Source organism: Streptococcus danieliae (genome assembly GCF_025447695.1).
GTDB classification, from domain to species: Bacteria; Bacillota; Bacilli; order Lactobacillales; family Streptococcaceae; genus Streptococcus; species Streptococcus danieliae.
In genome coordinates, this window is sequence record NZ_JAOBSU010000007.1 from 1 (window position 1) to 26985 (window position 26985).

At 38.8% G+C, this 26985-nt stretch carries 23 protein-coding genes; 22 read left to right on the top strand and 1 reads right to left on the bottom strand.

The genetic code is table 11. The features are described from left to right. Positions 1 to 194: 194 nt before the first annotated feature. The 12 genes from N4310_RS00970 (at position 195) to N4310_RS01025 (ending at position 11732) form a co-directional block, all read left to right on the top strand. The gene (locus N4310_RS00970) at positions 195 to 371 is read left to right on the top strand and encodes a hypothetical protein (RefSeq protein ID WP_262091733.1); all 177 of its coding nucleotides are present in this window, start codon (positions 195 to 197) and stop codon (positions 369 to 371) included. 2 nt (positions 372 to 373) lie between these two features. Beyond that, positions 374 to 1234, top strand: coding sequence for a replication initiator protein A (locus N4310_RS00975; RefSeq protein ID WP_262091734.1), 861 nt, complete (start codon positions 374 to 376; stop codon positions 1232 to 1234). A 285-nt stretch (positions 1235 to 1519) separates the two neighbouring features. Further along, a complete protein-coding gene (locus N4310_RS00980) occupies positions 1520 to 1825 on the top strand; it encodes a hypothetical protein (RefSeq protein WP_262091735.1) in 306 nt (101 codons plus the stop codon). Next, positions 1818 to 2513, top strand: coding sequence for an LPXTG cell wall anchor domain-containing protein (locus tag N4310_RS00985; RefSeq protein WP_262091736.1), 696 nt, complete (start codon positions 1818 to 1820; stop codon positions 2511 to 2513). The genes N4310_RS00980 and N4310_RS00985 overlap by 8 nt, the downstream gene beginning before the upstream one ends. A 600-nt stretch (positions 2514 to 3113) precedes the next feature. Continuing rightward, positions 3114 to 5357, top strand: coding sequence for a C39 family peptidase (locus N4310_RS00990; protein ID WP_262091737.1), 2244 nt, complete (start codon positions 3114 to 3116; stop codon positions 5355 to 5357). Positions 5358 to 5419: 62 nt separating this feature from the next. After that, positions 5420 to 9100, top strand: a complete 3681-nt coding sequence (locus N4310_RS00995; RefSeq protein ID WP_262091738.1) for an SspB-related isopeptide-forming adhesin — start codon at positions 5420 to 5422, stop codon at positions 9098 to 9100. 63 nt (positions 9101 to 9163) lie between these two features. Beyond that, a complete protein-coding gene (locus tag N4310_RS01000) occupies positions 9164 to 9463 on the top strand; it encodes a hypothetical protein (protein ID WP_262091739.1) in 300 nt (99 codons plus the stop codon). Positions 9464 to 9516: 53 nt separating this feature from the next. Continuing rightward, a complete protein-coding gene (locus N4310_RS01005) occupies positions 9517 to 10029 on the top strand; it encodes a modification methylase Sau96I (RefSeq protein WP_276552621.1) in 513 nt (170 codons plus the stop codon). A 337-nt stretch (positions 10030 to 10366) separates the two neighbouring features. Continuing rightward, positions 10367 to 10786 (top strand): hypothetical protein, encoded by a 420-nt coding sequence (locus tag N4310_RS01010; protein ID WP_262091740.1) that lies wholly within the window; start codon positions 10367 to 10369, stop codon positions 10784 to 10786. A 2-nt stretch (positions 10787 to 10788) separates the two neighbouring features. Beyond that, entirely contained in the window at positions 10789 to 11262 is a 474-nt protein-coding gene (locus N4310_RS01015) for a thioredoxin domain-containing protein (protein ID WP_262091741.1), read from the top strand. Beyond that, positions 11237 to 11467, top strand: coding sequence for a hypothetical protein (locus N4310_RS01020; RefSeq protein ID WP_262091742.1), 231 nt, complete (start codon positions 11237 to 11239; stop codon positions 11465 to 11467). The genes N4310_RS01015 and N4310_RS01020 overlap by 26 nt, the downstream gene beginning before the upstream one ends. A gap of 13 nt (positions 11468 to 11480) precedes the next feature. Next, positions 11481 to 11732, top strand: a complete 252-nt coding sequence (locus N4310_RS01025; RefSeq protein WP_262091743.1) for a hypothetical protein — start codon at positions 11481 to 11483, stop codon at positions 11730 to 11732. Here N4310_RS01025 and N4310_RS01030 read toward each other — a convergent pair. After that, a complete protein-coding gene (locus N4310_RS01030; protein ID WP_262091744.1) occupies positions 11718 to 12653 on the bottom strand; it encodes a hypothetical protein in 936 nt (311 codons plus the stop codon). The genes N4310_RS01025 and N4310_RS01030 overlap by 15 nt on opposite strands. 73 nt (positions 12654 to 12726) lie before the next feature. Here N4310_RS01030 and N4310_RS01035 point away from each other — a divergent pair, with 73 nt between their 5' ends. The 10 genes from N4310_RS01035 to N4310_RS01080 all read left to right on the top strand — a co-directional run bounded on the left by N4310_RS01035 (position 12727) and on the right by N4310_RS01080 (position 26925). Beyond that, positions 12727 to 13725, top strand: coding sequence for a hypothetical protein (locus tag N4310_RS01035; protein ID WP_262091745.1), 999 nt, complete (start codon positions 12727 to 12729; stop codon positions 13723 to 13725). A gap of 144 nt (positions 13726 to 13869) precedes the next feature. Continuing rightward, entirely contained in the window at positions 13870 to 14157 is a 288-nt protein-coding gene (locus N4310_RS01040) for a hypothetical protein (protein ID WP_262091746.1), read from the top strand. A 305-nt stretch (positions 14158 to 14462) separates the two neighbouring features. Beyond that, on the top strand, positions 14463 to 14804 hold the full coding sequence (locus N4310_RS01045; protein WP_160332193.1) for a hypothetical protein: 342 nt from the start codon (positions 14463 to 14465) through the stop codon (positions 14802 to 14804). Next, positions 14788 to 15150 carry a hypothetical protein gene (locus tag N4310_RS01050; protein WP_160332194.1) on the top strand — a complete coding sequence of 121 codons (363 nt, stop codon included), beginning with the start codon at positions 14788 to 14790 and terminating at the stop codon, positions 15148 to 15150. Before N4310_RS01045 ends, N4310_RS01050 begins: the two co-directional genes overlap by 17 nt. After that, positions 15137 to 15892 carry a DNA/RNA non-specific endonuclease gene (locus N4310_RS01055; protein ID WP_262091747.1) on the top strand — a complete coding sequence of 252 codons (756 nt, stop codon included), beginning with the start codon at positions 15137 to 15139 and terminating at the stop codon, positions 15890 to 15892. Before N4310_RS01050 ends, N4310_RS01055 begins: the two co-directional genes overlap by 14 nt. 1 nt (position 15893) lies before the next feature. Continuing rightward, on the top strand, positions 15894 to 16349 hold the full coding sequence (locus tag N4310_RS01060) for a hypothetical protein (RefSeq protein ID WP_262091748.1): 456 nt from the start codon (positions 15894 to 15896) through the stop codon (positions 16347 to 16349). Between the two features lie 10 nt (positions 16350 to 16359). Beyond that, positions 16360 to 16920, top strand: coding sequence for a hypothetical protein (locus tag N4310_RS01065; RefSeq protein WP_262091749.1), 561 nt, complete (start codon positions 16360 to 16362; stop codon positions 16918 to 16920). Between the two features lie 14 nt (positions 16921 to 16934). Continuing rightward, on the top strand, positions 16935 to 19301 hold the full coding sequence (gene mobP2, locus N4310_RS01070; RefSeq protein ID WP_262091750.1) for a MobP2 family relaxase: 2367 nt from the start codon (positions 16935 to 16937) through the stop codon (positions 19299 to 19301). A 344-nt stretch (positions 19302 to 19645) separates the two neighbouring features. Next, entirely contained in the window at positions 19646 to 19906 is a 261-nt protein-coding gene (locus N4310_RS01075; protein ID WP_160332199.1) for a hypothetical protein, read from the top strand. 11 nt (positions 19907 to 19917) lie between these two features. After that, the gene (locus tag N4310_RS01080) at positions 19918 to 26925 is read left to right on the top strand and encodes a PBECR4 domain-containing protein (RefSeq protein WP_262091751.1); all 7008 of its coding nucleotides are present in this window, start codon (positions 19918 to 19920) and stop codon (positions 26923 to 26925) included. The last annotated feature ends 60 nt before the right edge of the window (positions 26926 to 26985 follow it).

Here is a 26985-nt window from a genome sequence, read left to right on the forward strand (position 1 = left end):
ACTCCTGCTGTCCACTCTATCTAAAAATCCCTCCCCTCTAAGGAGGGGAGGAAGGAAGATTGTCTTTATTCTATATTGTCAGTTTTCAGGGATTCCGTAAGCATTTGGAATTTTGAGAAGTTAAAAAATTTATAGAGTGACTAGAGAACGCTGTAATGGCGTTCTTTTTTTGGTTTTTCAAGGAGATTTTTACTATGAGAAGCATAAATGTTGGAATTTGTCAAAATTCTATGAAACAGCGATTGATCCAAGAATTTACAGAATCGACAGGTTTGTCTAAAAAAGAGGCTGAAAAAGCTTGGGATGAGCTGGTCTCATTTGGATTGATTGTATCAATGGGTCAAGGACAAATCGGACTTAGAAAGGTTTGAAGATGAACAGAATTTCTGCTAGTGAAGTTGCAACTCATGGCCGTTTCTATCGTCTACCGAAGGCGTTATTTGAAGTTGATTATTACAAGCCGATGAAACTAGAGGCTAAAGTATTTTACAGCTTTTTGTCAGATCGATTTGAATTATCTTTACAGAACAATTGGGTAGATGATGAAGGAAATATTTACTTTATTTTTACAATTGAGGAATTAGTGGAATTAAGTGGATATGGACGAGATAAAGTTATGGCTCTTAAAAAAGAGTTGCGAGAGTATGGCCTCTTAGAAGAAGAACGCCAGGGTTTGAATAAGCCAAACAAACTCTATCTTGGAATGGTTGACCCTACAAAACAATTAGAGAAAGATGCTCAAAACCCTTGTCCTGAGCGGAAGTCGGAATTTCCGACTTCCGGAGGTCGGAAAAATCGACTTCAAGAGGTCGGAAATTCCGACTCTAATGATACTGATATTAGTGATACTGAGAATAAAGAGATATGTAGTTCTAGAAAGACGATCTCTGATTCTGACGAATCAGGTTCGTCTCCTGGAGCTGAGATGAAATCTACCTCTTACGTTAGGTATGAGTTCTATTCGATTTTAAATTTGATAGAGCAGGAATATTTTAATCATCAGCCTTGGCACTCTGCTTATCATCTGACACATAGGCAGAAAATGAAACTTGGGGAATTTTTGGAGACAGGTTACATTTCCAGTGACGAAATGATTGGCCTTATTAAAATGATTCCTGCCACAGATTCTCCTTATGCTTATCTAGTGAAATCAATCGAAAATCTGATTGAGGAGCATCGTTTGGAACAGAAACTACAAGCTCACCGTATGGCAGAAGCTCATTATGGTACTTAAATTGACCTGGGTAAGTCATTAAACTGCCGAGATCCTTGACAATTGAATAGCCAACCACTGTCCTGATACAGCGTACCTAAGCATAAAAGAAAAATGGGGGCGGTGAGAACTAGAAAATATATCTAGAGCTGGGTACAGTAACGTTAAGCCACAGGCCATTACTGGTTTGTAGGGTGAAGGAGTTTGCGGTTACTAGACTATAAACCGTGCGTAGAAAATACCGTGAAGAGCTTGCTCTTCCAGCACAGCGTGAGGTTCGCTTTGCATTTTTTGAAGGAGATGTTCATGAATGCTAAAAATACAGAAATTGTAAGAATGAGAGATCTGAGGCAACTCGGACTTGAGGGAGGGGCTATTGCTACCCTTGAAAACTCTAGTCAGGTCTCTTTAAGAAAAGATGTTGCCATTGAAAATATTAAGGGTTATGTCCAGGGTGAAATTCGTGATTTGAAGTTGAGGATAGACTATAAGGATCTCTATCCTCGGATTCAAACCATCACCCGTCATAACGTTCTTGTCGCAAAAAGAAATCATGGCCAGCTAATATTGACTGGCAAAGGTTTTACCAGAAAGGAAAAAGGAAATGAATAAAACTGCTTTAGCCGTTGCTGCGGCTACAATTTTAACCCTACCAACTTCAGTTGCATTGGCAGAAGTAACAGAAGAGGTTACACCGACTACTCCAACAGAAGTTGTAGATCCATCTGCACCTGTTACACAAGAAGTGCCAGGAGAAGTAATTCTTCCAACTGAACCGGAGGTCAAGCCAGAACCTGAAACTCCAGTAACACCAGTTGTGCCAGTCTCGCCAGATACACCTGTAGAGATTGAGCAACCACAACAGCCATCTGAGAATACGGACAGTAACAATTCTTCAAACGAACAGACAGAGAATCCAGGTGCATCAGAAAATTCAACAGGGATTGATACAAACCAAATTCCTGAAACTAGTGGAGAAACTATGTCACGTCCGACTCAATCAAATCAATCGTCAAGTTCAAATGGGGTGATAAACTCTGTAACTATTACGCCTAATACATCTACTGAATTTGAACAACAAGTGGATGCTTCAGAACCTAAGACAACAAATCGCTACCTTTCAACTGAATCTAAGTATTCATCGTCTGTAAAGGTTCGGGAAAAAGAGACGGCAGATAAATCTAATTCTGATCAGCAGAGAGAAGAGTTACCTTCAACAGGGACAGCTTCGTCAGTCATGGGTCTCATTGGTACAGCTTTAGCACCTATCAGTTCAATCTTGTTAAAGAAAAAGAAATAGTTCGATAAGCTAGGTTATTTCGGCCTAGCTTGTTGAAATCAGTATCTAAGAAAAGCTTGAACTAGTTTTGTGTTTCTTCCTAGTCGTCCTATATAGATACTGCTTTGAGCAAGCTAGAGCTAATAAATTGTTGATTGAAATAAGTGTCAAAAATTTGTTTTCTCAGTTTTTTACGCATTTTCTTCTATCCTAAAAATACAATCTTGGATACTGAGTAGCTGATTTTTGATGCTTATTTGAGTCAATTAGTACGAATAGAGGAGTAGAGGAGAGATTTTATGAAATGGATTTTAATAAGCTCTATCTTAGTTTTTCTTAGTTTGAATATAGGATTTGCTTATTGTTGTTGTCTTGTTTCTGGGAGAATTTCTCGCTTAGAGGAAGAGAAACAGATTGAATAGAAAGTAACGTAGGTGATGGTTTAATGGTTTTAATTTTAGTATTTACTTTTGGACTAATTGCTTTTTCTTTCTTGATGGCTTTAGTTATTTCGTTGTTACGAATCAATGCAGATTTGGAGGATTAAAGATGGTGAGTGTGAGAGCACCAGCGTGTAGAAGTTGTTTTGATACTATTTAAGGCAATCTGGAAGGAGAGATTATGAATTATAAATTAATGGCAGGTTTAGCAGTCGCAACGGCATCTGTTACGGCAACGGGTGTTGTGCAGGCTGAGGAGGCTGTTCCAGCATCTACAAAAACAGGAGTAGTTAATGTTGAAACGCCTGCTCAAGCTGAGATAACACAAGCACAAGTCGATGATGCTAAAGCTGGTTTTGATCAGGCAAATCAAGCTGTAGTTGCACAAGAGGCACTTGTTAATGAAATGCAAAGTACTAAGGATCAAGCGCAGTTAGCGGTCGTTGAAGCAAGTTTAGCAGTTACAGAATCACAAAAGCTTGCGGATCAAGCCAATCCTGAAACGATTGCACAAGCTCAGGAGGCTGTCACAAATGCGAGGCAGGATGTAGTCAGTGCAGAAGAAGTAGTTGTGAAAGAACAAGAAAAAGCAGAATCTGCTCGTCAAGCTGTTCTTTCTCAAGAAGATTTAGTTAAGAATCATCATTCCAAAGTGATGGATGCCGAAAAAGAAGCCTACCAAGCCCAAGAGGTTGTTGAGTCAGCCAAGCAAGCTATTGATAAACCTTCAACACAAGTAGAGCTGATGAAGTCACAAGAAGAAGTGGCTAATAAGACAGCTAAGGTTATTGAGGCTAAAACAGCTTTAGATCAAGCCCAGAAGGCGGATGCTTTGTTGGAAGAAAAGAGTGCACAAGCACAAGAAAACTTCTCACAAAGAGCTTCGGAAGTGCAACAAGCAGAATTTTTACTTAATAAAATTCTGGTGGGAATGGCGAAAGAAGCTGTTTCAACAAGCTTTGAGGATCACGCCTACTATAACCAACGAGATGCTATTTGGGCTGCTTACTATGGAAACGGTAGCTTTGCAGCAACTGGATGTGTTCCAGCAGTTCTAGCTATGGTCTTTACAGAGTTAGATCGTCGAGGGATTACTCCCAAACAGGTTGCGGACTATCTGTATAACAATACGGAATACTTTAATAAGAGTTTTTCAGGAACAAGTGCTCATGGAATTGTTTCTGCATCAGAGCACTTTGGTTTTGTTCCAACTCAGCTAGCTAGCCAATCAGCAATTGTAGAAGCGCTTCAAGCAGGGCATCATGTTGTTGGAGCTGTTCAAAACAATAAATTCTCTCCTTGGGGAGGCGGATATAGCCATGAAGTTGTCATGAAAGGCTATTCTAACGGGAAAACCTACATTTACGATCCTTATAATCGATCCAATATTGGCTGGTATCCTGTTGCTAGTTTATGGGCAGAACAAAGTCAAGATCGAGATGATCGAGCATTGGGAGCACCATTCTTCAAAATTACAACTCAGAAGATGGCGGATTTGGAAGCTCAAAAAATTCAAGCTACAAAAGCTGTTCAATCTGCTAATCGTCAGCTAACAGAAGCTAAGCAGGAAGTTGTTACTTACCTAGCAGGCTCAAAACGAGTACCTAGAGCAGAGGAAGACCTTCGTCAGGCGACTCTTGAGTTAAATATGGCTAAAGAGAATCTTGTTAAAACTCAGGAAGCTGTTCGTCTAGCAGGTCAAGAGTTAGACGAAAAAGATACTGAACTCCAAAAAGCCCAGTCTGATCTAGCTTTGAAAGAAGCAAGTTTGGAAGATGCAAAAGCAGACTTGATTGCTAGTCAAGCTAAGTTGGCAAATCTTCAATCTGTCTTAACAGAGGCTGAAAAATCAGTGGCTCAAGCGGAACAAGCATTGGTTCAAGCTAAGCAAGATCTCATTCAGAAAGAAGCGAACTTATCGGGACTAGAGCAGTCATCTGAAAACTTAGCTAAGGCTAAAGAAAAACTAAGTGCTATTAAGTTGGATTTGGAACAAAAGAATCAGGCTTTGGAACAAGCAAAAAGTGAATTAGAGCCTATGAAATCTGCAATGTTTGAAGCAGAAAGCAAGTATCAGGCTTTAATGACAGGCTATCGAGCTATGCTTGAAGAGAAACAGGCAGAACAATTGCTGATGGACTATCAAAGTATTGTATCGTCTGGTGGTCAGGTAGTTCCTGTCATTGATGAAACAGGTAAAGTTACATCCTATGTCAACGGTAAATCTAGTAAGGATGCTCCAAGTTCTCTAGTAAATGTTTCAACTAAATTGATGGCAGGTGAGCATCAAGTAAAAGAAAGTTCCAATGATGAAGCGCTTCCTTCAACAGGTGAAACAGCTTCTAATTTGGGAATGGCAGGACTTGGCATGATGAGTATTTTAGGGCTTGTTCAGCTGAAAAGAAAAAAATCAAAAACTATTTAAATTGTCTATCTGACCTAGGCACGTCGTAAAAAGGCTAGAAGAATTTTTTAAAGGAGATTAAAATGCATTCAAACACAACAAAAGGACACGGATTTTTCCGTAAATCAAAAGCTTATGGTTTGGTTTGTGGTATCGCCCTAGCAGGAGCTATGGCTTTTGGAGGTACGAGTCAAGTTTCGGCTGACGAAGTTTCAGTATCTACAGCGACTGAACCAGTTGCAGTTGTAACAACTAATAATCCAGCAACCAATCTTGTAGAAGCTCAACCAGAAGTACCACAAGCCAATGTGGATATGGCTGGACAGGCTGGAACTCAGACAGGTGCTCTAGTATCTGAAGTGACTTCTCAGGAGCTTAATTCAGCTGTTGAGACTGCCAAAGAAGCAGGTGTAGAAGTTTCAAACGGTGCTGAGGTAACCCATGATAGCTTGGAAAAAGCGAACGCAGACCTTGCTAGTCAAACAAAGTCTGTAGAAGAAGCAACCGCTAAGAAAGAAGCAAATACCCAAGCTATTGAGCAGGCTAAGGCTGAAAATGTAAAGATTGATGCGGAAAATAAAGCTGAGACTGAACGGGTAGCTCAAGAAAATGAAGCTGGCCAAAAGGCTGTAGATGCTGAAAATGCTCAAAAACAAGCAGAAGCTCAGGCTCAGAATGATAAGTTGAAAGCAGACTATGAAGCTCAACTCGCTAATGCTCAAAAAATCAAGGATGAAAACAAGACAATTGCAGAGCGGAATAAATTGGCTCAGGAGTCCGCTAGTGCGACAAATGCACAGAAAAAAGCAGAATATGATCGTCAGCTAGCTGCTTATGAGAAAGCATTGGCTGATCGTGGTAAGTCTGAGGCAAATAACATTCAATTTGATGGTTATGGTGTTTCAGAGACTTTGGATAGTTTTGGACAGCGAACATCTGATGTGGTGACAGTTGACTCAGAAGGTAACTTTGTGATTAGTGAGCCTCAGTCTGATACAGATGGAACTTTTGCCAATACTAAGGTTACGGGTAAATTAAATTATACGGTGAGCTATGATGAAGCTACAAAACAAGCTATTGCTAAGATTACAGGAGTTAGCCTAAATTCTTGGCAGCTGGATCTTATCCGACCTACGACAGCAGTGGATCGGAATATCAGTGCTTCTTACAAAGATCTAGAAGGAAATGTTCTTTATACTCGTAACTTTGATGGGCTTTCATCAATCGGTTTAGAAACGATTGGTAAGAGCTTTGCCTTAGAGAAGGAGATTATTCTAGCAGATGGTCAAACTTCCTCTGAATTAATGTTTTTAAAAACAGAGCCTAGCTGGATTTTTTCTGCCCCTTCTTCACTCTTTGCGACCTTGACTTATCATGCGTCTGATATACCTAACAAGCCACAAGAGCCAAGTTTGGAAAATGTGACGGTTGAGCCAGAAAAAGAAGTGCCAGCAGTGGCAGAACCAGAATATGTGACACCAGTTGTCGTAACTTTCACACCAAAAGAGCCAACTCTTAAACCACACGTACCAGTTCCAGATGTAGAGATGATCAAGGTTGAGGTGCATCCAGTTCTCGTCAAACAAACTCCAGCCAACGTTAAGGCGGTTGTGAATGAGGACGGTGTATCCGTGGATGGTAAGCTTGTACCTAAAGGATCGACTGCTGTTTGGGAATTGAAAAATGCTTCTCTTCAAGCAGGACGTGAGATGGTGACATCTTACGTTATGAATGATCCAGCTCCTGCTCATTTCTTGGTTGATATGGATGCAACAAAAGAGAAAAATGCTGGTGCTTGGGTTGTGACAATGGATGATGAAGGCAAACTTCAATTTGTTGCGACTGATCTCACTCTTGGGGTCTTGAATGCCAATCGAGCTCAAGCAGTGAATGTCCCGGTTGCTTACTTTGTAGGTTCTCCTCAAAACGATGGTGGAACTTATCAAAATACCTTCACAACACTTGTGAACACTCCTAAGGGAGAATACAAGGTTGTTTCAAATACTCCAGTTATCTACACTCCAGGTTCTGATTACCGAACCTATAACGGAAACGTTGTTGTACGCTACTTTGAAGAAGGAACCAATGTCAAAATTTCTCCTGATCAAATTGATGTAGAAGATGGCAAAGTTGGCTCTGGTTACGATACTAAAGATCAAAAACAAGAAAAAATTGGTTATGATGGTAAAACCTATGTCTTGACACCAAAAGTCGTCGGTTCAGAAACAGGTAAGGTTGTAAATGGCACAATCTATGTTGATTATTTCTACAAGCTTGTAGATGAAACACCAAACAAAGGAAATGTCATTGTCCACTATATCAATGAAGATGGTCAAACCATCAAGAACGATGTCGAAGATACACCATTATCTGATGTTGAAACACCATATGATACTAAGGATAATAAACCACCTACCATTACAACAGAAGATGGTATTGAGTATGTCCTCGTTCCTGAAAAAACGCTTGGAAATGAAGATGGTAAGGTTGTAGAAGGAACTACAGAGATTACTTATGTTTACAAACGGGTGACTCCAAAACCTGCCACACCAACTCCAGATGATAATGTGATCCAACCTAAGAAGGATGTGATTGATCCAGCAACAAGAAAATCAATCAATGGTCAATCCGTCCTTCCAAATTCTGAATTGAACTACGTCTTGACTCAAAACTTTGATCAGTACAAGGGAATTGAAGCTTCTAAAGATTCGATCCTTAAATCTAATCTCTATATTGAAGATTATCTAGATGAAGCTCTTGATGGTAAATCCATGAAGGTTCAGTCTATTAAGGCTGCGAATGGCGATGATGTCAGTCAGTTGCTTGAGATGTACCATGTACTTTCTCAAGATACCTTAGATGAAAAACTCCAAGCGATTGTCAAAGAATCTGGCATTTCTCCAGTTGGCGAGTTCTACATGTGGGTTCCTAAAAATCCGCAAGACTTCTACAAGGCATATGTTCAAAAAGGTTTAGATATTACCTACAACCTTTCATTCAAGATCAAGGACACTTTCAAAGAAGGTGACATTACCAATGGTACTTACCAAATTGATTTCGGTAACGGCTACTATTCAAATATCGTAGTCAATAACCTTCCAAAAATGGAAGTTCACAAGGATGTTCTTGATAAGCAAGATGGTAAATCTATCAATAACGGAACAGTTGGCTTGGGAGAAGAAGCTACTTACCGTCTCGAAGGATGGGTAGTTCCAAGCAACCGTGGCTATGACTTGTATGAGTACAAGTTTGTCGATCAATTGCAACATAGCCATGATATGTTCTTGCGTGATTCTGTAGTTGCTAAGGTTGATATTAAGCTAGCTGATGGAACTGTTCTTGAAAAAGGTTCTGACTTATCTAAGTATACAGAAGTTCAGTATAACGAAGAAACCGGTCTTTACGAGCTTGCATTCAAAGAAGACTTCTTGAAACAAATTCCTCGTGATAGCGAATTTGGAGCAGATGTATTCCTTGTTGTGAAACGGATTGCTTCTGGTGAAGTTAAGAATGAGTACACACTCTATGTGAATGGAAATCCAGTTAAATCTGAGGTTGTTCGTACAGTGACACCAGAACCTGAAAAACCAGTCACTCCAGCTCAACCTGAAAAACCAGCAACTCCTGTTGCTCCAGCTAAAGAAGAGTCTGTTAAAACTCTTCCAAATACTGGTACAGCAGCGTCTGGACTAGGATTAATGGGTATTGTTAGTGGTTTATTGGGTCTTGGCGCAATTGGTAAACGTAAAAAAGATTCTGAATAGCAGCTATGAGAGGGTTCGCCCTCTCTTTTTCTTTGTAATCGTGAGGGAGTAGTAGGGATATTTATGAGTATGAGTGATGTGAAAGTCGGATTTAGAGAAGAATTATTGAACTTGATAAAGCCTGCGGATTGGATCCGGTTGGGTTTGATTATCTACGAGTCTGAAGAAGAGGCTGCTTATCGGGAGACTGAATTTGTCAGTCGTGTTGTGTTTTATAGGATTCAAGAAATGAATTATCAAGAATTTCAGATGATCCTTCCCTACTTTTTTGTTGTAGATGGGGATGAAGCAGAACCCTTGAAAGTAAGAGAAGCAGATTTTCGAGCTTTTAAAGCCAATTTAAAGGCTTCTTTCAATCTTTAATGCAGATACCTGCCGTATAGAACTAGATAGGGATGAAGAGATTAGGAGGAAAGATGATGGGAATAGATCTAGATGATTTATACAATCAACTGGTTGCTAGTGAGCCTATTGGATTTATCGATCCCTTTAATGATCTAGGGGAGTTTGATTATATCCAGATGAAATTTATGGATCCGGCAAACAGCCTGGTTAATAAGTATTCAGGAAAGCCCTATAATGCCATGTGGATCCAAAAAATCGAGGAGATGAGACTTCTATTTATTGCTTATCAAAAAGCCCTTCATAGCCATGATCAGAAGGTTAATTTTCAAAGACGGATTGTCTATGAGTCAAACGATCATTTAGATGCGATTGTGCGTACCTACCTGGAGCTAGGATTTAATTTTAAAGAGATTGAATCCCGTGTATCTATTTCTTATAGGCAGCTGCGGCGAGGTTGGAAAAGAAGTGACTATGTCAAAATGAGCCAACCAGAATTTTATTCAAAGATAGATTTGTCGCAAGGCCAATATATTCCTCGTGACCGTCTTCCTGAGTCTCTAGGGGCTCCTGAGAGGCTTTTTTAAGACTATGTAGGTGGGTTTATATTTAGAAGAAACTTAGGAGTGTCAGAGGGCTATTGTGAGCGATTTGTGATGTGGGATTCAAGAACTGAGTGGAAGGAGATAATTTTATTTTGAGGAAGGCAAAAGTTAAATATGTGATTTTTAGTTTTGAGATGGGAGATTATCTTTGTAATGAAGACAATCACATTCTTGTTTTTGACACGTTGGGATTGGCCTATCAGTATCTACAGCTGAGGCATCAAAAACCAGTTCCTGCTCACAGGACGAACAAACTCGTCAATCCAGATGTCTATCAAGCACCGTTTAAATTATTGAAAGTTTGTTAGGAGGGGTTGTATTGGAATCTAAAGCGTTTAAAGTTATTCGAGGCTATTATTTGATTGCAGTTGGTCAAGAAGCCTTTGCTCATTTTTTTAAAATACCTGAAGACCATGCGAATTTTGAGGAGATAGTTACTGGAGATATTGCCCTTACTTTTTATCAAAATGATGGGAATATAACAAGTATTCCTGCCTTAATTCGTATTGATGGGGTGATTGAAAGTCAGAAGATGGTCAAGGATTATTTGCAGCGAGAGGCTAAAGATGGGTTCCCCATGTTGCCGATTGTGCATGTCTTAGAAAAAAGCCAATTTGATCCTTTGATGTATCGACAGATGACGAATGAATTTCAGAAGTTGAAGAAAGAAATGGAACGGCTAGCTACAGCAAGATACGTCCAAGGAACTATTTTTGATTATTTGGAGGAGGAAAAATAAGTATGAAATTTTTATTGACTGTGTTCCAATTTTGGAAAATGCTTTTAGCTGGATTCATTGTGGTTCTGCTTCTTAGTTTAGCGGGTGTTGGCCTGGTTTCTCTACTGGAAAAGCACTATGTTAGGGATTACAATCAACATTTGACTCAAGAAGTTTATGTGGATGTTGTTGAAAATGAGGATGTGAATCTGGTTTTTTATAAGCGGACTTGTCCTTATTGTAAAGCAGGAAAACAGGCCATTATAGAGGCAGCAAGGGACAGTGATATTCCGACATTTTATATCAATGTTGATACAGAAGATGGGCAGTCCCTGGTTCAAAAATACAAGGTAGAAAGAGCTGCTACTATTGTGCAGGTTCGAGGTGGTAAAGTGAAATTATTTGATTATGCTGCTGAGGATAGGAAGGGAAATATTAAGGCTGACAAGGCAGCTATTCAGGAGGCTTTAAATGACTCGAAAAATGAAGCTCAGTAAGTGGGCTGAAACTGCTTTTCAATTTGAAGATGAGTTGTGGAGGGTAAGGACACATGAAAATATGGTTGTTTTAGGGAGATTCCCTGATGGAATTTTTACCTTGCATCGATTCAATGATGAAGGTGGGCAACTAACTCATATTTCAGAAAGTGAAGCTTTATGGTTAACACTGGAGCTTGTTCCAGAAAAGATGAACTGTATTTAGGAGGATTAAAAAAATGAAGCAAAAATATTATGCTGTGCTGATTCAAATTAATATTGGAAAAAGTGTCTGGTTAGTTCCGCAAAAAAGAGGGGAAGTAGCTTGGTCAGATGAAATTAGCGGGACAAGAGTTTTTTCTAGTTATGAAGAGGCAAAGCAAACTGTTGAAACTCATTTCCAAGAAGATTTTGGCTTTATTGGTTCCTATAAAATTATTGAGTTTACTTATCAAGAATTGATGGATTTTGAAATATTAGCTGATGACTAAGTAATCTAAAATCTCTTCATAACCTACATCGGGATTGATGTACTTATTGGTGCTGTGTTTACGAAACTTACCAAAGTAAAATAATTTAATAGACTGTTTGTCTTTTGCTGCTTTTTCCAGAGTTTTGAGTTTTCCCTTGACTCCATGATGGTCGGCGAGGCTCTTGTTGATCGTAATAGATGGATAATTAGTAACGCCATCTATCGTACATTTACTATTAAATTTAACTAGAAAATAGCTATTTTCAGGCTGAAGCTTGTTATCAAAATATTTTACTGTAGCAGTGTCGTAATAGATATGAACGTCCTCTAAGTTGATTCCTCTTTGGTCGACTTCTGCTAGATTAACAAAGTGTCTTTTCAGTTGAATTTCTTGCCTACTCTTGTTGTAAAAAGTGTATTTTTCTCCAGATTGATATTCTAAAAAATAGTGGACAAGGGCACTGAGTTGTTTTACATGGCTCCGAAAGGTTTTATCAATGTTAGAAGATGAGTTGGATGACCGAGGTATAATTCCAGTGCTACTTGTTTTAGATGATTGAGTATTTTTATTCAGTTGTTTAGGATTAGCGATATTAGCTAGAGTCCCTTTAACAAGATTTAGATCTATAATGATTTTATTTTTCTCACGAGAAAAGCTTCCGTAATTTTTTGCTCCTTCCTCTTGTTCTCTTTTCTGATAATGATCAATCATACGTTGGCAATTTGAATCATGTATCTGGTTACGTTCTCCAGGAGTAAAATAAGGCGTTTTTGTATAGTCTGGCTTATTGAAGTTCGCTAAGGTTAATTTGAAGGAACAATTTTCACCACATTGAAAATTTTTAGCATCAGTTAAAATCTGATTGCAAGAATAATCATGGGCTTTCTCAGCGGTTAAATCAGTTTCTAACTCAAGACTATAAGCAAATGGAAAACTCATAAATTTATACCCCTCAATGATAAATTATTATCTTTATTTTAACAGTTATTACCCTAGAAAGGACATGTCATTTATGAAAGATTTATTACAAGAATGGGCTGGGAAAATTACTTCTAACCCTATTTTAATACCGTTTAAATGGATCAGAAACTGGATGGAGACAAATGTTATCAAGCGAAAGATATTCATTTTTTTGACCATGTTTTCGGTTTGGATCAGTCTTCTAATGGGAGCTATGTTGTCTCCTCAAAGACAAACGTTTACGGAAGAACAGTTGAAGACAAAGCATATATTTAGAAATGGGACAGGTGAGATTAAGCTGGTCAGCCAGGAATATTCACCGAAAACAGGAGTCATTGTTTTGCAATTTGAAACCAGGGATTCTACGTCACCAATTGCTAGAGGCATCGATCCAAAACGTTTAAAATGGAACCTCTATGCTCAACAGAAATCTTCCAAAACAACCATGGATGTGGTGCCAATTTTAGATAATAAAATCTCGGTTATTATTCGAGATGTTTCTAAAAATTTTGGAGCTTTTGCGATTGATGTGACCAATAATACCGTTTCTACTAACCTAGTTGATATTGAAATTTCTTCGTCTGATGAAGAAGTACGAGTCTTACAGAAAAATTCTGATGAAGATAAAGTCGTTCAATTTTATGTAACGCCTCAAAATTCAGAACTAAAAGCGAAAATAATAAAAGTTGTCTCTCGGGAAGAATTTACACTTCAGGAGATCAAAAGAGAGCGAGAATTTCAACAGGGACAGGAAGCTAAAATTAAAAAATCGATCAAACAATTACAATCTTCGATTGAAGATGATGAATCTCGGAAAGAAAGTCTTTCTTATGAATCCAAGTACCTTACAGGTGAGGATTTAGAGGAAAACAGACGAGGGATTTTATTGCTGGATAGTAACATTGAATCCAAAAATCAATCCATCAAAGTCGCTTCTGAGAACATTGAAAAAATCCATTTGAAATTGGAAACTTTGGCTAAGAAACAACGAGATGTCGAGAATGGAACCTTTGAATTTTCAAGTCCAATTGAGACGGTAGAGATGAAATGAGAAAGAATTGCTAGACGATTTTAATTAATTATTGGAGGGATAATATGAAGAAGGGGGCATGGATTTATCCATGAGCTGTCCCTTTAAAATGAAAATTTTGATTATCTCTTATACTAAACTAATCACAGAAAAGGAGGCCAACAAATGGCAAAAAAAGGTTTGAAAAAAATTGAATTGAAGTTAGAAAAAGCACTAAAACAAGTTGCAGTTTTGGAAGAAGAAAAAAGGATTGCAGAAGAAACTATTCAAAGAGAAATTGGGAAAAATTATTTTAAAATTCAAAAGAAAAAGAACAAAGAACAGACTTATGATTCTGTTTTGGAGGATTTAAAATTGGAACTTGCTGTCTTAAAAGAAGAGGAAAAGAAACAGCGTTTGGAGAAGAGAAATGAATCAGAAACGGAGAATTTTTCAGGTGAATTTCCACAATAAGGACGCTTTTAGACACAGATAATAAGTGTGTTTCAGTGTGTTATCCGAGTGTGTTATTGCACACACTAGTGTGTTTGAGTGTGTTATGGGTGTGTGTTTCAGTAGGCGAAGCCGAGAGAATTTGGGGACACGGGAAACGTTGATACTATCAACTCCCCACGGTATGTGGGGACAGTTTCCCTTATGCTCTTTTCACTAGTTTGGGCTAGAAATTCCTATTATGTATTTGTGTGTGTCTCAGTGTGTTTAAAAATGGGATAAATTTTGTTTCATTGTCCGAGAGTTTAAAGATAGGAGTGACTGATATGAAAAAGAATCAAACAGAAATTAAGATTCGGGGATTAAGTAATCATGAAGTTGAGTATTTAAAATCTATGGCAGAACAGAAAAAATTTAAATCTTTCAATGAATTTCTCGTAGCCATGTGTCGTGAGAAAATTGAGTATGGATATTTTAATGGAGCTCAAAGTTTGTATTTATCACATTTAGAAAATATGAAGTTGGCTTCGGATCATATGCTCTCACAGCTACAAAAGCAAGATAAAATTTTGACAGACTTAGATGCAAAAATGAATGATTATGGTCAGCGTATTTCTCGCTGGTTGGAATATGAGGGTGAGGTAGAAAATCATGACCAGGGAAATTAAAATTCGGAATATATCATCTGGTACCTTGGAACAGTTACGAGAGATTTCTACAAAATATAACTATCCAAGTTTTAATGAATTTATGTTGGCGCAGGTTCAAAACATTGCCGTGAATGATGGATTGAATCTTTATCAAAATCAATTTGCGGAATTGTTGGCAGAGATTAAGTCCCAACAAAATGAGATTTTAGAAATGCTGGTGAGGCAAGAAATTTCTCTCACAGCTTTAAATGTGAAACAGGATGTAGTAGAGGAATTGACAGTTTCCTGGTTAGAATTTGTAGATGATGTGGAGGCACTTGGCGTTGAACGAAATGAAGGGAGGATAATTCATGAAGAAAAATAAATTGTTAGTGGTCAGTGTTTTGTTCTTGTTGATTCTATTGATACAGCCGGGTAATTTTACGTATCTAAAAGAAGTTTTTACGCAACATGATTTAGCCAGCCAATTAAATATTGTCGATTCAACTGAAGAAAAAAATCAAGCTCTGACTGAGTTGATTCGGCTACAAAATCGAGAGTTACGGTTTAAAGATTTTGATGAATATGCTTTGGTGTCTGAGGTAAACAATCAGGCAAACTTCACTGCACAGGAACTGAGTTTAGAAAAAGGAACTTGGATTCATTATTCAGATTTGGATTGGTTGGATCGAGCAGGAATTGTAAATGCCATGTTGGGAAAGGAATCATTCTCTCTGAAAAAAGATCGAGGTGATACTTTGATTTTTCCAGCTGGTTGGAAAAAAATTAATGAACAAATCTATGTTCCTTCTCAGTTATTAGGAGCTGCGCTTGGAGGTGAACCTGGAAATAAAAAGAATCTCGTTACGGCTACAAATGCTTTGAACAAGGAAGCGCAAGTCTATGAGAAATTAGTGGTAGATTATATCCAAGAAACCGGGAATCATGTTCGCTACCGTGTAACTCCTATTTTTAAAAATGTTGAATTGTTGCCGAGGGGAATTCGACTAGAAGCACAAAGTATTGAAGATGATTCGCTTTCTTTTGATGTCTATATTTGGAATGTTCAAATGGGATATGAAATATATCATTTGACAGGATCATTCCGAGAATCAAGGAGGAACTAGTATGTCAAAACGAATCAATATTTATTTTAATCAAGAAACGAATGAAAAACTGGAGCAGATTAAAGAGTATTTGGTAGATTCTTCTGCCTTACCTCGCCAACAAAAAATTAATTCTGCAGCCTTGGTGATGTTGATTGATACATTCTATAAATTGTTTCTAGAAAATGATGGCAGGCAAAATTATTTTGAACGACTGTCTCAGTTGGAAAAAAATTTTGCTGGTTCCCAAAATCAAATGGATAGTGATTTGAAATTGCTACACCAACAGCTAGACCAGTTGCTCTATTTAGAGTTAACCAATTTTCATGCGATTACCAAAGGTGAAGAGTTTGATGTCCAAAATTTAGAGTCTGTTCATTCGAGAATGGATCCGCTACAACATGAACTTATGGCCAGAATTAAAGAAATCATAAAAGAAGATAGGGCAAGAGGCAAGACAATGAAATATTCTCATTGAGGAGGGAGAAATGAAAGATATTATTGAAATATACTTAGAGACAGGTGATTTTCATGAATCTGTTAGACAGTCGGGCTTACCTACTCATGTAGCTCATCTAAAACTGATTCAGAGTGGTTGTTTGAAAATTCAGGATAAAATTAATTATGGTTCTAGAACAGCTAGACTTGGTGGTATGGCTGAAGAGCTTTTTCAGAAGTATGTTCCATCTGCAACAGATGCTAATAAGTTTTTTGAGAAAAATAATCCTATCTATGATTTTTGGTTTGAAGGTCTAACGGTTGATGTAAAATACAGTTCCTTGCATAAAAAGAAAAATGGGAACACTTACTATTGGCATATTCGGACAAAAGGGAGTCAGGATTTTATAGTTGCTTTCTTGGAACGAGAAAGTGGTTTAGAATTAGAAAATCCAAATATTTTATTAATTCCCATGCAATTTATTGTTGATAAAAAGGATTTACATATTTCTCAATCAGGGGTATGGCTTAGTGAATTTAAGGTTGAATCTGAGGAATTGCAACCATTATTAAAAGATTATGCCAGATTAAGAAAAGAAGGCTTATTCTGATGAAAGGGAGAAAAATGAGTAAATCATCTAGTCCAGCTATTACGTTTATGCTGCAATACACAGAACCAACTGCTAGCTATGTCGACTACACAAATCGAGATGAAGCTGTTCAGCTAACTAATGAACTTGAATTGGAAAATCGTATGCAGGAAATGGAGTCTTTAACGGAGAGTGAGATAACCAAAATAAAGCAAGATGTTCCTGAGATACAATTCAATTTTGAAGATTACATTGGATACATGAATCGCTCTTATGCGACAGGTAAACAAACAGAAGAAGTTACGGCAATCTTTACGCAAGATGCTAATCATTTGCAACGAAGCAAGGTTAGTGAATTAAAAGAAAAATTGAATCAGGCTTATCAAAATGGCTCTCTCCTTTGGCAGGGAGTCATTTCATTTGATAATCAGTTTCTGGCTCAGGAGGGACTCTATGATCTTGCGACTGGCCAAGTGGATCAACAAGCTATTAAAGCTGTTGTGCGGGAAGCACTTCCTAAAATGATTGAAAGAGAGGGCTTGTCTGATTCTGCTTTTTGGTGGGCGAATATCCATCTCAACACCGATAACATTCATGTTCACTTTGGCTTATCGGAGGTTGAATCAAATCGGGAACAGATTTTCTACCGTCCACGTGGACGAATGGAGTATAAGGGGAATTTCTCGCAAAAAACAATGGATCGTTTGAAAAGTGAAGTCTTTCATGGCTTGCTGCATGAAAACACGAGATCCAATATTATTCGAAAAGAGCAGGTACTGGTCAATCTAAAAAGTCAGCTTCTTGATCAAGTTTTCCGTAATAATCAAGTTCGGACGGCAACTGAAAAAAATTTTTTGGAACAGGCCTATAATCATCTTCCCTTATCGAAAAAGTGGAGATATGGATCTAATGCGAGAGATTTTGCGGTGAGTAAGTTCTTTATTGATCGCTACCTAGATTCTTATTTGAAGCATGATGGTAAGGAACTTTATCAGGAATTCCTAGATGAGACTAGGCAATTTTTACAGATCTATCACAACGTCTATTCAGCAGATGAAAATAAACCTTATGAGAAGCTGCGGCAGATTGATGGGAACCTTATTCGTTCTCAGGAATTATCCAAGGGTTATCAGTTGGAAAAGTTGCTGGCTGCTAGGGAGTATGAACTTAGGGAACGCTTGGCCAATAAGATTCTAGCGACTTTTCGCCAGGAAGCCCCTCGTATTCAAGAGCAGTGGGCACAGAGTAATCTTTCAACATTCTCTCAAAAGAATCAAGAACGAATTTTGAAGCAGTACCCAGCTGCTAGAATCGTTCGGCCGGCTAAGGACTGGGATAAGCTGGGGTATCAGTTAAAATCTGGGGAGCAGCCTTTCCAGATTATCAAACCAATCTACGCTACTTACGATAAGTACGGGAATGGTCTTGGAGAGGCTAGCTTTGTAGAGGAAGCTGTCTATGATATTGGACAAATGGAGGAAAATATCGCTCAAAAGCAGCTAGGATTGAAAGATTTGTCCATTTTTTCAAGAGATGAATTAAAAGCACTGGTGGATGCGGCCAAAAAGAAGCCAGATCCTAGTCCCAAAGAAGTCCAGGAGCTGGGGATCTTCCGCTATGCTCTTAAACTATCTAGTTTAGAGGAGCGAAGAGGTCAGCTCTTGACGCAGCAGAAATTATTGAGTCAAGTGGAGGCCTTGGACACCGATAAGCCTTTTGTAATCTTTAAACAGCAGCAGTTACAAGAGGAATTGAAATTAGTCAACCTCCAGTTGATTCCTAACTATAAATTAAGTCCAGAAGATAGGACTTTGAAAGAGAGGTTATCGGCTAAATTTCAGGATAGTGTGACTTTGTCTATTGATAAGGCGGAGGCAGGAGTAATCCAGCTCCCAATTAGACGGCTGAGAGAAGAGATGGACTATGCCCAGGGACTCAAGGATGAAGGAATCTTATTGTTGCTACAAGGAAAATCGATTTCTAAGAAGGAGTATTTAAACGATTTACAAACTCAGATCTCTATTTTTCAGCTGAAAAATAGGATCCAGGTTCGCAATCGCAAAATAGCAGCAGGAATCGACAATCGAGAACTGAAAATCGAAAATGCTAAGGCTTTTCAAGAGTTGAAAAGTCTCTATGCTAGCCTATCAGCCAATAGGGATCAGGATAATCAATTATTGGCCGTTGTTTCTAAGCGGATGGAAGCACAAAAAGTATTAAAAAAAGAGAACCTTCTGCAATCCAAGGGGAAAGCGCAGTTTAATCCACAATTTCTGAATACCTTATCTCGTTCCTTGAATAGTGCTCAGAGGGCTAATAGAAGAGCCCTGGTGGAAAGAGAGAGGGGCGATGATCAGGAAAGATACGAACAGGAGCAGGAAGAGAAGGAACAACTTCTCTGATAGCCTTAGAAATATGGTACAATGGTTAAAAATTTAATGGAAAGGTTCCATTGATTTTCTAACAGCAGCCGTCTCTTGCTTGAGGCGGTTTTTTTGCTGCAACTGGTATTTTGAGCGATTGGCAAATTTTCTGAATCGTTAACATCATACATACACTGTTAATGATTTGCCTTTTTATCAAAAAAACGTCAACTTTTCCTATAATTTTCGAAGGCTAGTCGTCTCCAGTGGGGGGCGGCTTTTTTGTTTTGTTTTTACTCTAATTTTTTCAGTCAGATAGCCCTTTACAAGAGATTTTTTAATGATTACTTAGACTAACTATAAAAAGTGAAAGGAGTAGTCAAATGGGCTTATTATTTCCAGGAGTCTCTTTAGACGAGTTTGATTTTCAAGAGGAATGGTTGGTGTTGGATCTGGATCCAGTTGGAAAGAACGTGACCTTTGGTGGTCTTGGTGCCAATTCAAAGCTTGAGTTGATGCTTGATTTTAAAGAAAATCCCGAACAGTATTTTCAATTTGCAGTTGGGGACTTAGTTGAGTTGCCAGAAGATATGGTTAAGGACTCAAAACCTGAAGGCTATGTTCCGTTGTTTGAAAGATTTTAGGAGGATTAGAGATGAATCATCAAGGAAAATCAAGAAGAGAACGAATTGAATATGCTCGTTCTCGTTCGATTTTGGATGTAGCTCGTGACCTGGGCATGGAACTCTTTCGTTCAGGTAAGGATTATCGTTGGAAGGAACATGATTCATTAGTCATTAATCCTGACAAGAACCTATGGAATTGGTTTTCAAGGGAAGGTGAAGGAGGGGATGTTATTGCCCTTGTCGAGAGTATGAAGAAAGTCAATTTTAACCAGGCTATAGACTTTTTGAATGATAGACAATTTAAAGATTTTCAATTAACTGAGTCTCGACAAGAAGCATTTCATTATTATTTAGAATCTTATGAGAAACCTTTGATCGAGGGACGGCAATTTCTAAAAGAACAACGGGGTATTTCTGATGAGACGATTGATTTTTTCCTCAAGCAAGGGGTGCTTTCTCAAGCGAATGCGAAACTAGATGCTTTCTGGGATGAGCCTACGAAACGCTTGGGTGGCCAGTCACTTCCGGAGCCTGTTATTGTGTTCAAGTCTCTATCTTCTTCTAAAGAGCTAGTAGGAGCTTCTTTGCAAGGAATTGAGGAAAACTGGGATAAATGGAGTAAACATGGCTATGCCAAGGTGATTCTGAAAAATTCGGATTCGCTAACAGGCTTTCATGTCGATATTGGGCAGCCTCAGCGTTTAGTTTTTGCAGAGTCTCCTATCGATCTCATGTCTTATTATCAATTAAAGAGAGAAGATCTAGCTGATGTTCGTTTGGTATCGATGAATGGACTGAAAGAATCAACCATCTCCTATCATATAGCGCAGCTTGAAGCAGAATTGTCTGGCCGTCCATTGCATTGGACTAAAAAGGAGCTTGAAAAAGCCTTGGATGCAGCCCTAGCAAGGGGGTATTTTGCGGACGGTAAAAACCAGGACAAAATTACTTTAGCAGTTGATAATGATGAGGCGGGAAGAAATTTTATTGGTTCCTTAGAGAGGAAAGGTGTGTCTGTCAGCGTTGATTTACCGCCGATTTTGGAGGAGGGACAGTTGAAGTCTGATTGGAATGATGTTCTCAAAAAGCAGTCTTCTAAACAAGGTGACTTGTTTCAAGATGTTGATATTCAAAGCGAAGTCGATGCCTATATTGCATCAATCACCCAAGAGGATTCAGCCTACTATTTATGGCAGGATGAAGAACTCCTCGATCTTGGAGCAGATGGTGCTATCTTGGAGGATTTTCATAGTCTTCTGGAAAATCAACGCTATCAAGTCGATGGGGTGCCCTTGTATGTCGAGGAATCCGCTAACGATGGAGCAACGGGTTATCTTTCTCTTGATGGTTCTGTACTCGATAGAGACGGGATTCGAGAGTATCTAGCTGAGCAAGATTTTTCAGAACAAAGGTCGGTTGAGTTTCTCACTAAATTGGAGGATCAACTACCTGAAATTTGGGAGGAGGTACTTGAGCATTACAACCAAGCAGCTGAAAAAATTATGGAGAAATACAAGCTGGGGGAGCAGCAAGAGCCGCCTATTTCTCAGGTGAAAACCTATGAAGAGGTTAAACAAGAAAACGAGCAGCTTGTTAAGCGGCTTGAAAAACGGATCAAGTCAGGAGAACTGATGATTAGTTTTGATACAGATGTTTACCTGTATGATGTTTTTAAAAAGCTTGGCAATAGCTATCCGACTAAGTATGTCAATGATAAACGATTTGAGATCCTGGCTCCCCTTCGGCCAATCTTAGCCTCTATTGATGATGAAACTGTAAACCTTTATAAGGAGAAAGGGACGGTAGAACAAGATTCACTCTATCAAGCCCTAAAACCGCATCAGCCTGCATTAAGTGTGGACATTTCAACTCGCTTTATTGGCGAATTGGCGATAGCCGCTTACAATACGAATAGGCAAATTGAGAGTCTCTCAGGTGATCATTTTGGTCATTACTACGGTGCGCAAACCCTTGATAGTCTGTCACAGTCTATTGAGCGGATGCTGGAATATCCTTTAATTGAAGCAGAAATTAGAGACTATAAGTACGGATTTGTGACGACTCGGAATGCTTTTTATCATTACCTGGATGAACAAGAGGGTGATCTTGTATTAAGCCGTTCTGACTTGGATTTGTTACGGGCACGAATTGAGGAACAGCCTCTTCGGGTAGTAGATGATATTCGAGAGGAAGGGCTTGCTGCTTCTAAAACACAAGAAAAAGCCTTTGAAGTGAATCAAAAGGCTGGTCAAGTGCTAGCTCCAGAAGTAATCAAGATGGATTCAGCTAGATATTCCATCTATCAGGACTATTCTGTTTTTCTTAAAAAAGGTGTTGTCTACCTAGGAAAACACGATAACTATCAGGGGTCTCAAGGATACGATAATAGGGATCAGTCGTTGATATGGGTTTCTGATAATAAAAATATGTGGTCATTGCTTTCGGAAGATGGCTGGGTTTACCCTGTAGAAACCATGGTCAAAATGGGAACCTTTACGGAATCAGATATACAGGAGTTTGAGGACTTGAAGTCAGGTCTATTGAAAGATTTGACCTTGACACCCATCACGAATTATTCAGTTCACATTCAAAATAATAGTAGCCATCCTGATTTTACTAGAGAAAAAATTGGCGGGACTTATTTGACTCTGAATCCTGACAACGATGAGTGGGGATTGGTTCCTTATCAGGATTTCATGACAAAGTTGTATGAAGTGAATCAATCACTGCTAGCATCTGGAACAGAAGAGGAGTTTTCGATTGAGTTCAGTATTCTTGGAAATTATCCTCATGAGAATATCAACCTAAACAATATTCACTATGAAATTGGCCGTGAAAATCAGTCTTTGGGAGAACGGTTGAATTGGAAGTTGGAGCAGCCTACACTTTATCAATTGGATCAGGAAGTTTTCAATGGTGTGAAGGATCAGATACAGGCTCATCAGGAAAAAGTAGGCGAGTTGATTCAAGATATAGTATCTCTTGATAAAAATGCCTTCTACCTCGAGCACGATTCCAAATTATATGATAGGGGAGCTTCTTCTGATGAGATAGAAGTCTTCCATGGTTTAGTTCCAACTATTGCAAATAAGGATGATCTATTCACAGTATCTCTTGAAAATTCTTCTGAGGTTGGAGTCAGCGGCTTCTTGGCTTTGAATGGGGATCCGATAGATGAGACGAAGATTTACGATCACCTGGATAAGCTGAGCTTGCAGCCTGAGCAACAACTACGCTTCTTAGAAGATCTAAAGACAGCTGTTTCTTCTACCTGGAATGAGGCGGTAACTACTTATGATAAGGCATTTGACGAGGTAGTAGCCATGTATAGCTTAGAGAAAACAAGCAAGGATTATTTTGTCCGATTTGAATTTTCAGAGCATGACTTCAACTATCAAGAAGGAGAAATTATTCCTTATGAAACATTTGCGAGGGAGCTTTACAGCAAGTATCATTTCAGTCCCCAGGGCTATTATAAGACCTATTTTGAAGTTTTGGATGCAAATCAGGAATCTATTTCAGGACAGATGCGAATCGATATTGGATCTGACTGGGAATCCATTGGTTTCTATCTGTCAGAAGATAATCCTCATAAATCAGCTTTGTTAGAAAAAGATGAGTTCGTGATGAAAAATTTAGATGAAGAGATTAAGGTAGCTGAACAAAAAGAAAAATCTCCTGAGAAAACTCAAGAGATTATGGATGATAGGGCCAGTGTTGGGGAGGGTTCTTTACAACTCGAGGCTGAAGGCAGTACCAAACCCGTAGCAGAAACTGCTACCTTTGAGCAAACTGTTACCAGTCACCCGACATCACCCTATCCTTACCTACATTTTAACACAAATTTTGAACCAGTACAAAGAAGAAAATCCAAGTATCACCCTATCAATCCAGAGGATCTGAAGCGAATGAATCAGTATTCTCCATCGATTCAAAGAACAGCTCAATGGTATTTGGATGAGCTATCAGGTAGTCATATTCATTATTTTTATTCTGATAAAGGAGAGATGAATATACTAGATGTGTCATTCAAGCAAGAGAATTTTTTACACTTAACAGGAATTAGACCCATTGATTCTGTAAAACAGGCTTCTGATTTTGTAGTAGATTTTGCACAAGGCTATGGAAACTATAATCAAATGTTGGTAAGCAATAACTTGAAGGATAAGTTACAAGTATTACCAATGTTAGAGGATATTTTGGATCCAACCTCATTTGTCTTAGATAACTTAGAAGAAGTCAGAACTGCTAAGCGTTTAAACCTGTCTGAGGCAATAAAAAGCAAGGATGAAGACTTCTTATTGCTGTTTAAAGATATTGGTGATGAGTTAGTACCAGCATCACTTATGAAAATTAAAGGTGAGATTAAAGTAGATTTGGATAACACTGATGAAAAAATCATTCTTGGTGTTTTTCGGAATCGTGATGGCATCATTGAGCAACTTTCTATTAACGAGGAATACGTTAAAGACGGTGGCCAGGAAATGCTGTCTATTTTACAAAATAAGCAGTATGAAGAATCTACTGATGTTGATAAGAACCAGGAACAGATCGTGTCTCTTTCAGCTGAAGAATTTACCCCTGTTTTGGATACTGCCTACAATCTAGGAGATCTTCGAAATCTAGGAATAGAGCCTCTTGAAAAATTTCAAGCAGCCTGGGAGCGTTATTATGAGCTTTCGAATGCTCATGAAGGTGATTTTACGGCTGTCGTTGAAGCTGCGGATCAATTGGGCTTGGTCAATAAAGAATCAGCTTTTTATCGGGAATGGAGTCAGGATCGAATCTATGAAGAAAGCTATCATGTACAGATCCAATGGTTTGAACGCTGGCCTGATAGCCCTCAGCTGCCGTTTAACGAGATAGACCGTGTAGACTATCAGAGCTTTGCGGAAGTGCTTTATGAACAAAATAAGGCGTTTTATGAGCGGAATAAGGAGAGCGCAGAAATTGCCAATAAAACAGAAAATCAGGACGCTTATATCCCTTACACCAATATTAAATTTGATGTCTATGCTCCTGGAGGGAAACTGATTAAAGAAGGTGTTCGTTATAACATCGGGGATGAAATTGAACCTATTTCAAGGCTTTTAGGGATGGGCTACCGTCGTTTGGAAGGTTATGAAGCCTTGGCCAAGATGGATGAAGAAATCTTCAATCAACTGGAAAATAGGGTTACGGTTGCTGAAAATGATTCTCTGGTAGAGGAAGAGAGTTACGCTCTTAGACGGTCTAGAGCCAAGTTAGAACGCTTGAAAAAGGAGCGAGATGAGGCGATTGATGCCGCTATGGATCATCAGAAGCTAACAAATGGCCAGCCGATGAATGATAAACGGGGTGGTCAATCTTTCTTGAAAAAACAAGGCCAGAAAGAGGACAAGGTCTTTGCTCTGTTAGATGAAATTAAAAAACAAGAGGAAAAGGTAGCGTCTTTAGAGGATAAGGAGCGCTGGAAGAAACAAGGATTAAACCGTAGGGGAACAGGACTTGATATTAGTGTAGAGAACATCCCTCTGATTGAAGCCGAAATCGCTAAGGCTGATAAGGGTGAAGGTTCTTACTCTCCTCAAACCATTAAGCGTTACAAGGCTGAATTGGTTAAATTGAAGGCTATGCAGGAGAAGATGGACAATGTTACCATTCATCCCAAGGTTCAAGAATTGATTGATGCTGGTAAATTAAGCCAATGGAAAAAGCAACCAACCATTTACTTTGTCAAAGGGCTCCGGAAGGTTGCTGTGGAATTGACCGATGATGGGCAGCTACAATTGCCAAGTTCAGGGAAATTTCATCCTAAAACAGCGGAAGACAAGGATGCAGTCCAAGAACTATTGACCTTAGTTTCTCAAGAGAAGGAAGAAAGTATTCAGGATACTTCTGAAGTGACGGTTAAAGAAGAGAATCAGTCTGAAATTGTATCTGTGGAAGAAGGGGAACTTCCATTATCAACAGAAAAGGTAGACTACAGTCAAATCTCTGCTCAAGAATTAAGTGAGGTGGCCTTCCAGAAGATCCGAGAATTTTCACGGGATCCAGAAGCTCTAAAAGAATACCTGGATTTCATGAGCCGTTTTCCTCAACTGTCTCCAAGAAATGCTGCTTTGATTCAAGCACAATGGCCAGGTGCTAATGCAGTCGCAACTTACAAGCAATGGCAAGGTATGGGTGAAAGTCTAGGAATTACTCCAGAAGATGTTATTGGAACCAAGGCTATCTATAAGAACAAGAAGACAGGAGAAGTAAACGAGGTGATTTATAGGAATCTGTCTGTTAAGGTAGGAGAGAAGGCTCAAATCACCCTGTTTCGTCCGATTATGGTTGATATGATTCCAGTCCTTGATGAACAGGGGCGGCAGCTGAAAAATGATAAGGGCAATCCTCAGTATAAAAAGTTATCCCAGGCTACTCCGCAAGAAAAAGCCCTAATAAAAGAAGGCAAGCTCCCTGTTCGTCAGTTCCAACAAAGAGATCCGGAAACAGGCTATCCTCGCTATACAACTTATAAGGTATTTGAACTGTCTCAGACAACCTTAAAACCTGAAGCCTATCCGAAGGCCATGCCAAACCGCCACTATGATTTTAATCTTGATCAGGTGCGTACAAAGGAGGTCTTGTCAGGTCTGTGTGACTATTCTAAGAAGATTGGGGTGCCCATTGTAGAAGATGATGCCCAGATACTGGGAAATGCCAAGGGAGGCTTCGATCGAGACTCTCAGATTATTCTCTTGAATAATAGGAATACACCTGGAGAAATGATTGGAACCACTATCCATGAACTAGCCCATGCGACACTCCATAATCCTAAGTTTACGGATTTATATCGAGAGAGTATTGGGATGGTTCAAATGGAACTAGAGGCTGAAATGACTAGTTACCTGGTGTCCAATCATTTTGGACTCGATACTTCAGAGAAGTCTATTTCCTACATGGCTATCTGGACGAAAAACCTTTCTTCTCTGACGGATCAGGAGTTAACACAGTCTATGAAAAGGATCCACCAAACAACTGCTAGAATTGTACACCCGAATTATTCATAGATAACTAAAAAAACTTCTAGAAACCCTGATAGATCAATGTTTCTAGAAGTTTTTGATTTT

What these genes read in the sequence shown, in the direction of transcription:
- N4310_RS00970 (WP_262091733.1), top strand. Translation starts at nt 195, where the DNA reads ATGAGAAGCATAAATGTTGGAATTTGTCAAAATTCTATGAAACAGCGA.
- N4310_RS00975 (WP_262091734.1), top strand. Translation starts at nt 374, where the DNA reads ATGAACAGAATTTCTGCTAGTGAAGTTGCAACTCATGGCCGTTTCTAT.
- N4310_RS00980 (WP_262091735.1), top strand. Translation starts at nt 1,520, where the DNA reads ATGAATGCTAAAAATACAGAAATTGTAAGAATGAGAGATCTGAGGCAA.
- N4310_RS00985 (WP_262091736.1), top strand. Translation starts at nt 1,818, where the DNA reads ATGAATAAAACTGCTTTAGCCGTTGCTGCGGCTACAATTTTAACCCTA.
- N4310_RS00990 (WP_262091737.1), top strand. Translation starts at nt 3,114, where the DNA reads ATGAATTATAAATTAATGGCAGGTTTAGCAGTCGCAACGGCATCTGTT.
- N4310_RS00995 (WP_262091738.1), top strand. Translation starts at nt 5,420, where the DNA reads ATGCATTCAAACACAACAAAAGGACACGGATTTTTCCGTAAATCAAAA.
- N4310_RS01000 (WP_262091739.1), top strand. Translation starts at nt 9,164, where the DNA reads ATGAGTATGAGTGATGTGAAAGTCGGATTTAGAGAAGAATTATTGAAC.
- N4310_RS01005 (WP_276552621.1), top strand. Translation starts at nt 9,517, where the DNA reads ATGATGGGAATAGATCTAGATGATTTATACAATCAACTGGTTGCTAGT.
- N4310_RS01015 (WP_262091741.1), top strand. Translation starts at nt 10,789, where the DNA reads ATGAAATTTTTATTGACTGTGTTCCAATTTTGGAAAATGCTTTTAGCT.
- N4310_RS01020 (WP_262091742.1), top strand. Translation starts at nt 11,237, where the DNA reads ATGACTCGAAAAATGAAGCTCAGTAAGTGGGCTGAAACTGCTTTTCAA.
- N4310_RS01025 (WP_262091743.1), top strand. Translation starts at nt 11,481, where the DNA reads ATGAAGCAAAAATATTATGCTGTGCTGATTCAAATTAATATTGGAAAA.
- N4310_RS01030 (WP_262091744.1), bottom strand. Translation starts at nt 12,653, where the DNA reads ATGAGTTTTCCATTTGCTTATAGTCTTGAGTTAGAAACTGATTTAACC.
- N4310_RS01035 (WP_262091745.1), top strand. Translation starts at nt 12,727, where the DNA reads ATGAAAGATTTATTACAAGAATGGGCTGGGAAAATTACTTCTAACCCT.
- N4310_RS01040 (WP_262091746.1), top strand. Translation starts at nt 13,870, where the DNA reads ATGGCAAAAAAAGGTTTGAAAAAAATTGAATTGAAGTTAGAAAAAGCA.
- N4310_RS01045 (WP_160332193.1), top strand. Translation starts at nt 14,463, where the DNA reads ATGAAAAAGAATCAAACAGAAATTAAGATTCGGGGATTAAGTAATCAT.
- N4310_RS01050 (WP_160332194.1), top strand. Translation starts at nt 14,788, where the DNA reads ATGACCAGGGAAATTAAAATTCGGAATATATCATCTGGTACCTTGGAA.
- N4310_RS01055 (WP_262091747.1), top strand. Translation starts at nt 15,137, where the DNA reads ATGAAGAAAAATAAATTGTTAGTGGTCAGTGTTTTGTTCTTGTTGATT.
- N4310_RS01060 (WP_262091748.1), top strand. Translation starts at nt 15,894, where the DNA reads ATGTCAAAACGAATCAATATTTATTTTAATCAAGAAACGAATGAAAAA.
- N4310_RS01065 (WP_262091749.1), top strand. Translation starts at nt 16,360, where the DNA reads ATGAAAGATATTATTGAAATATACTTAGAGACAGGTGATTTTCATGAA.
- mobP2 (WP_262091750.1), top strand. Translation starts at nt 16,935, where the DNA reads ATGAGTAAATCATCTAGTCCAGCTATTACGTTTATGCTGCAATACACA.
- N4310_RS01075 (WP_160332199.1), top strand. Translation starts at nt 19,646, where the DNA reads ATGGGCTTATTATTTCCAGGAGTCTCTTTAGACGAGTTTGATTTTCAA.
- N4310_RS01080 (WP_262091751.1), top strand. Translation starts at nt 19,918, where the DNA reads ATGAATCATCAAGGAAAATCAAGAAGAGAACGAATTGAATATGCTCGT.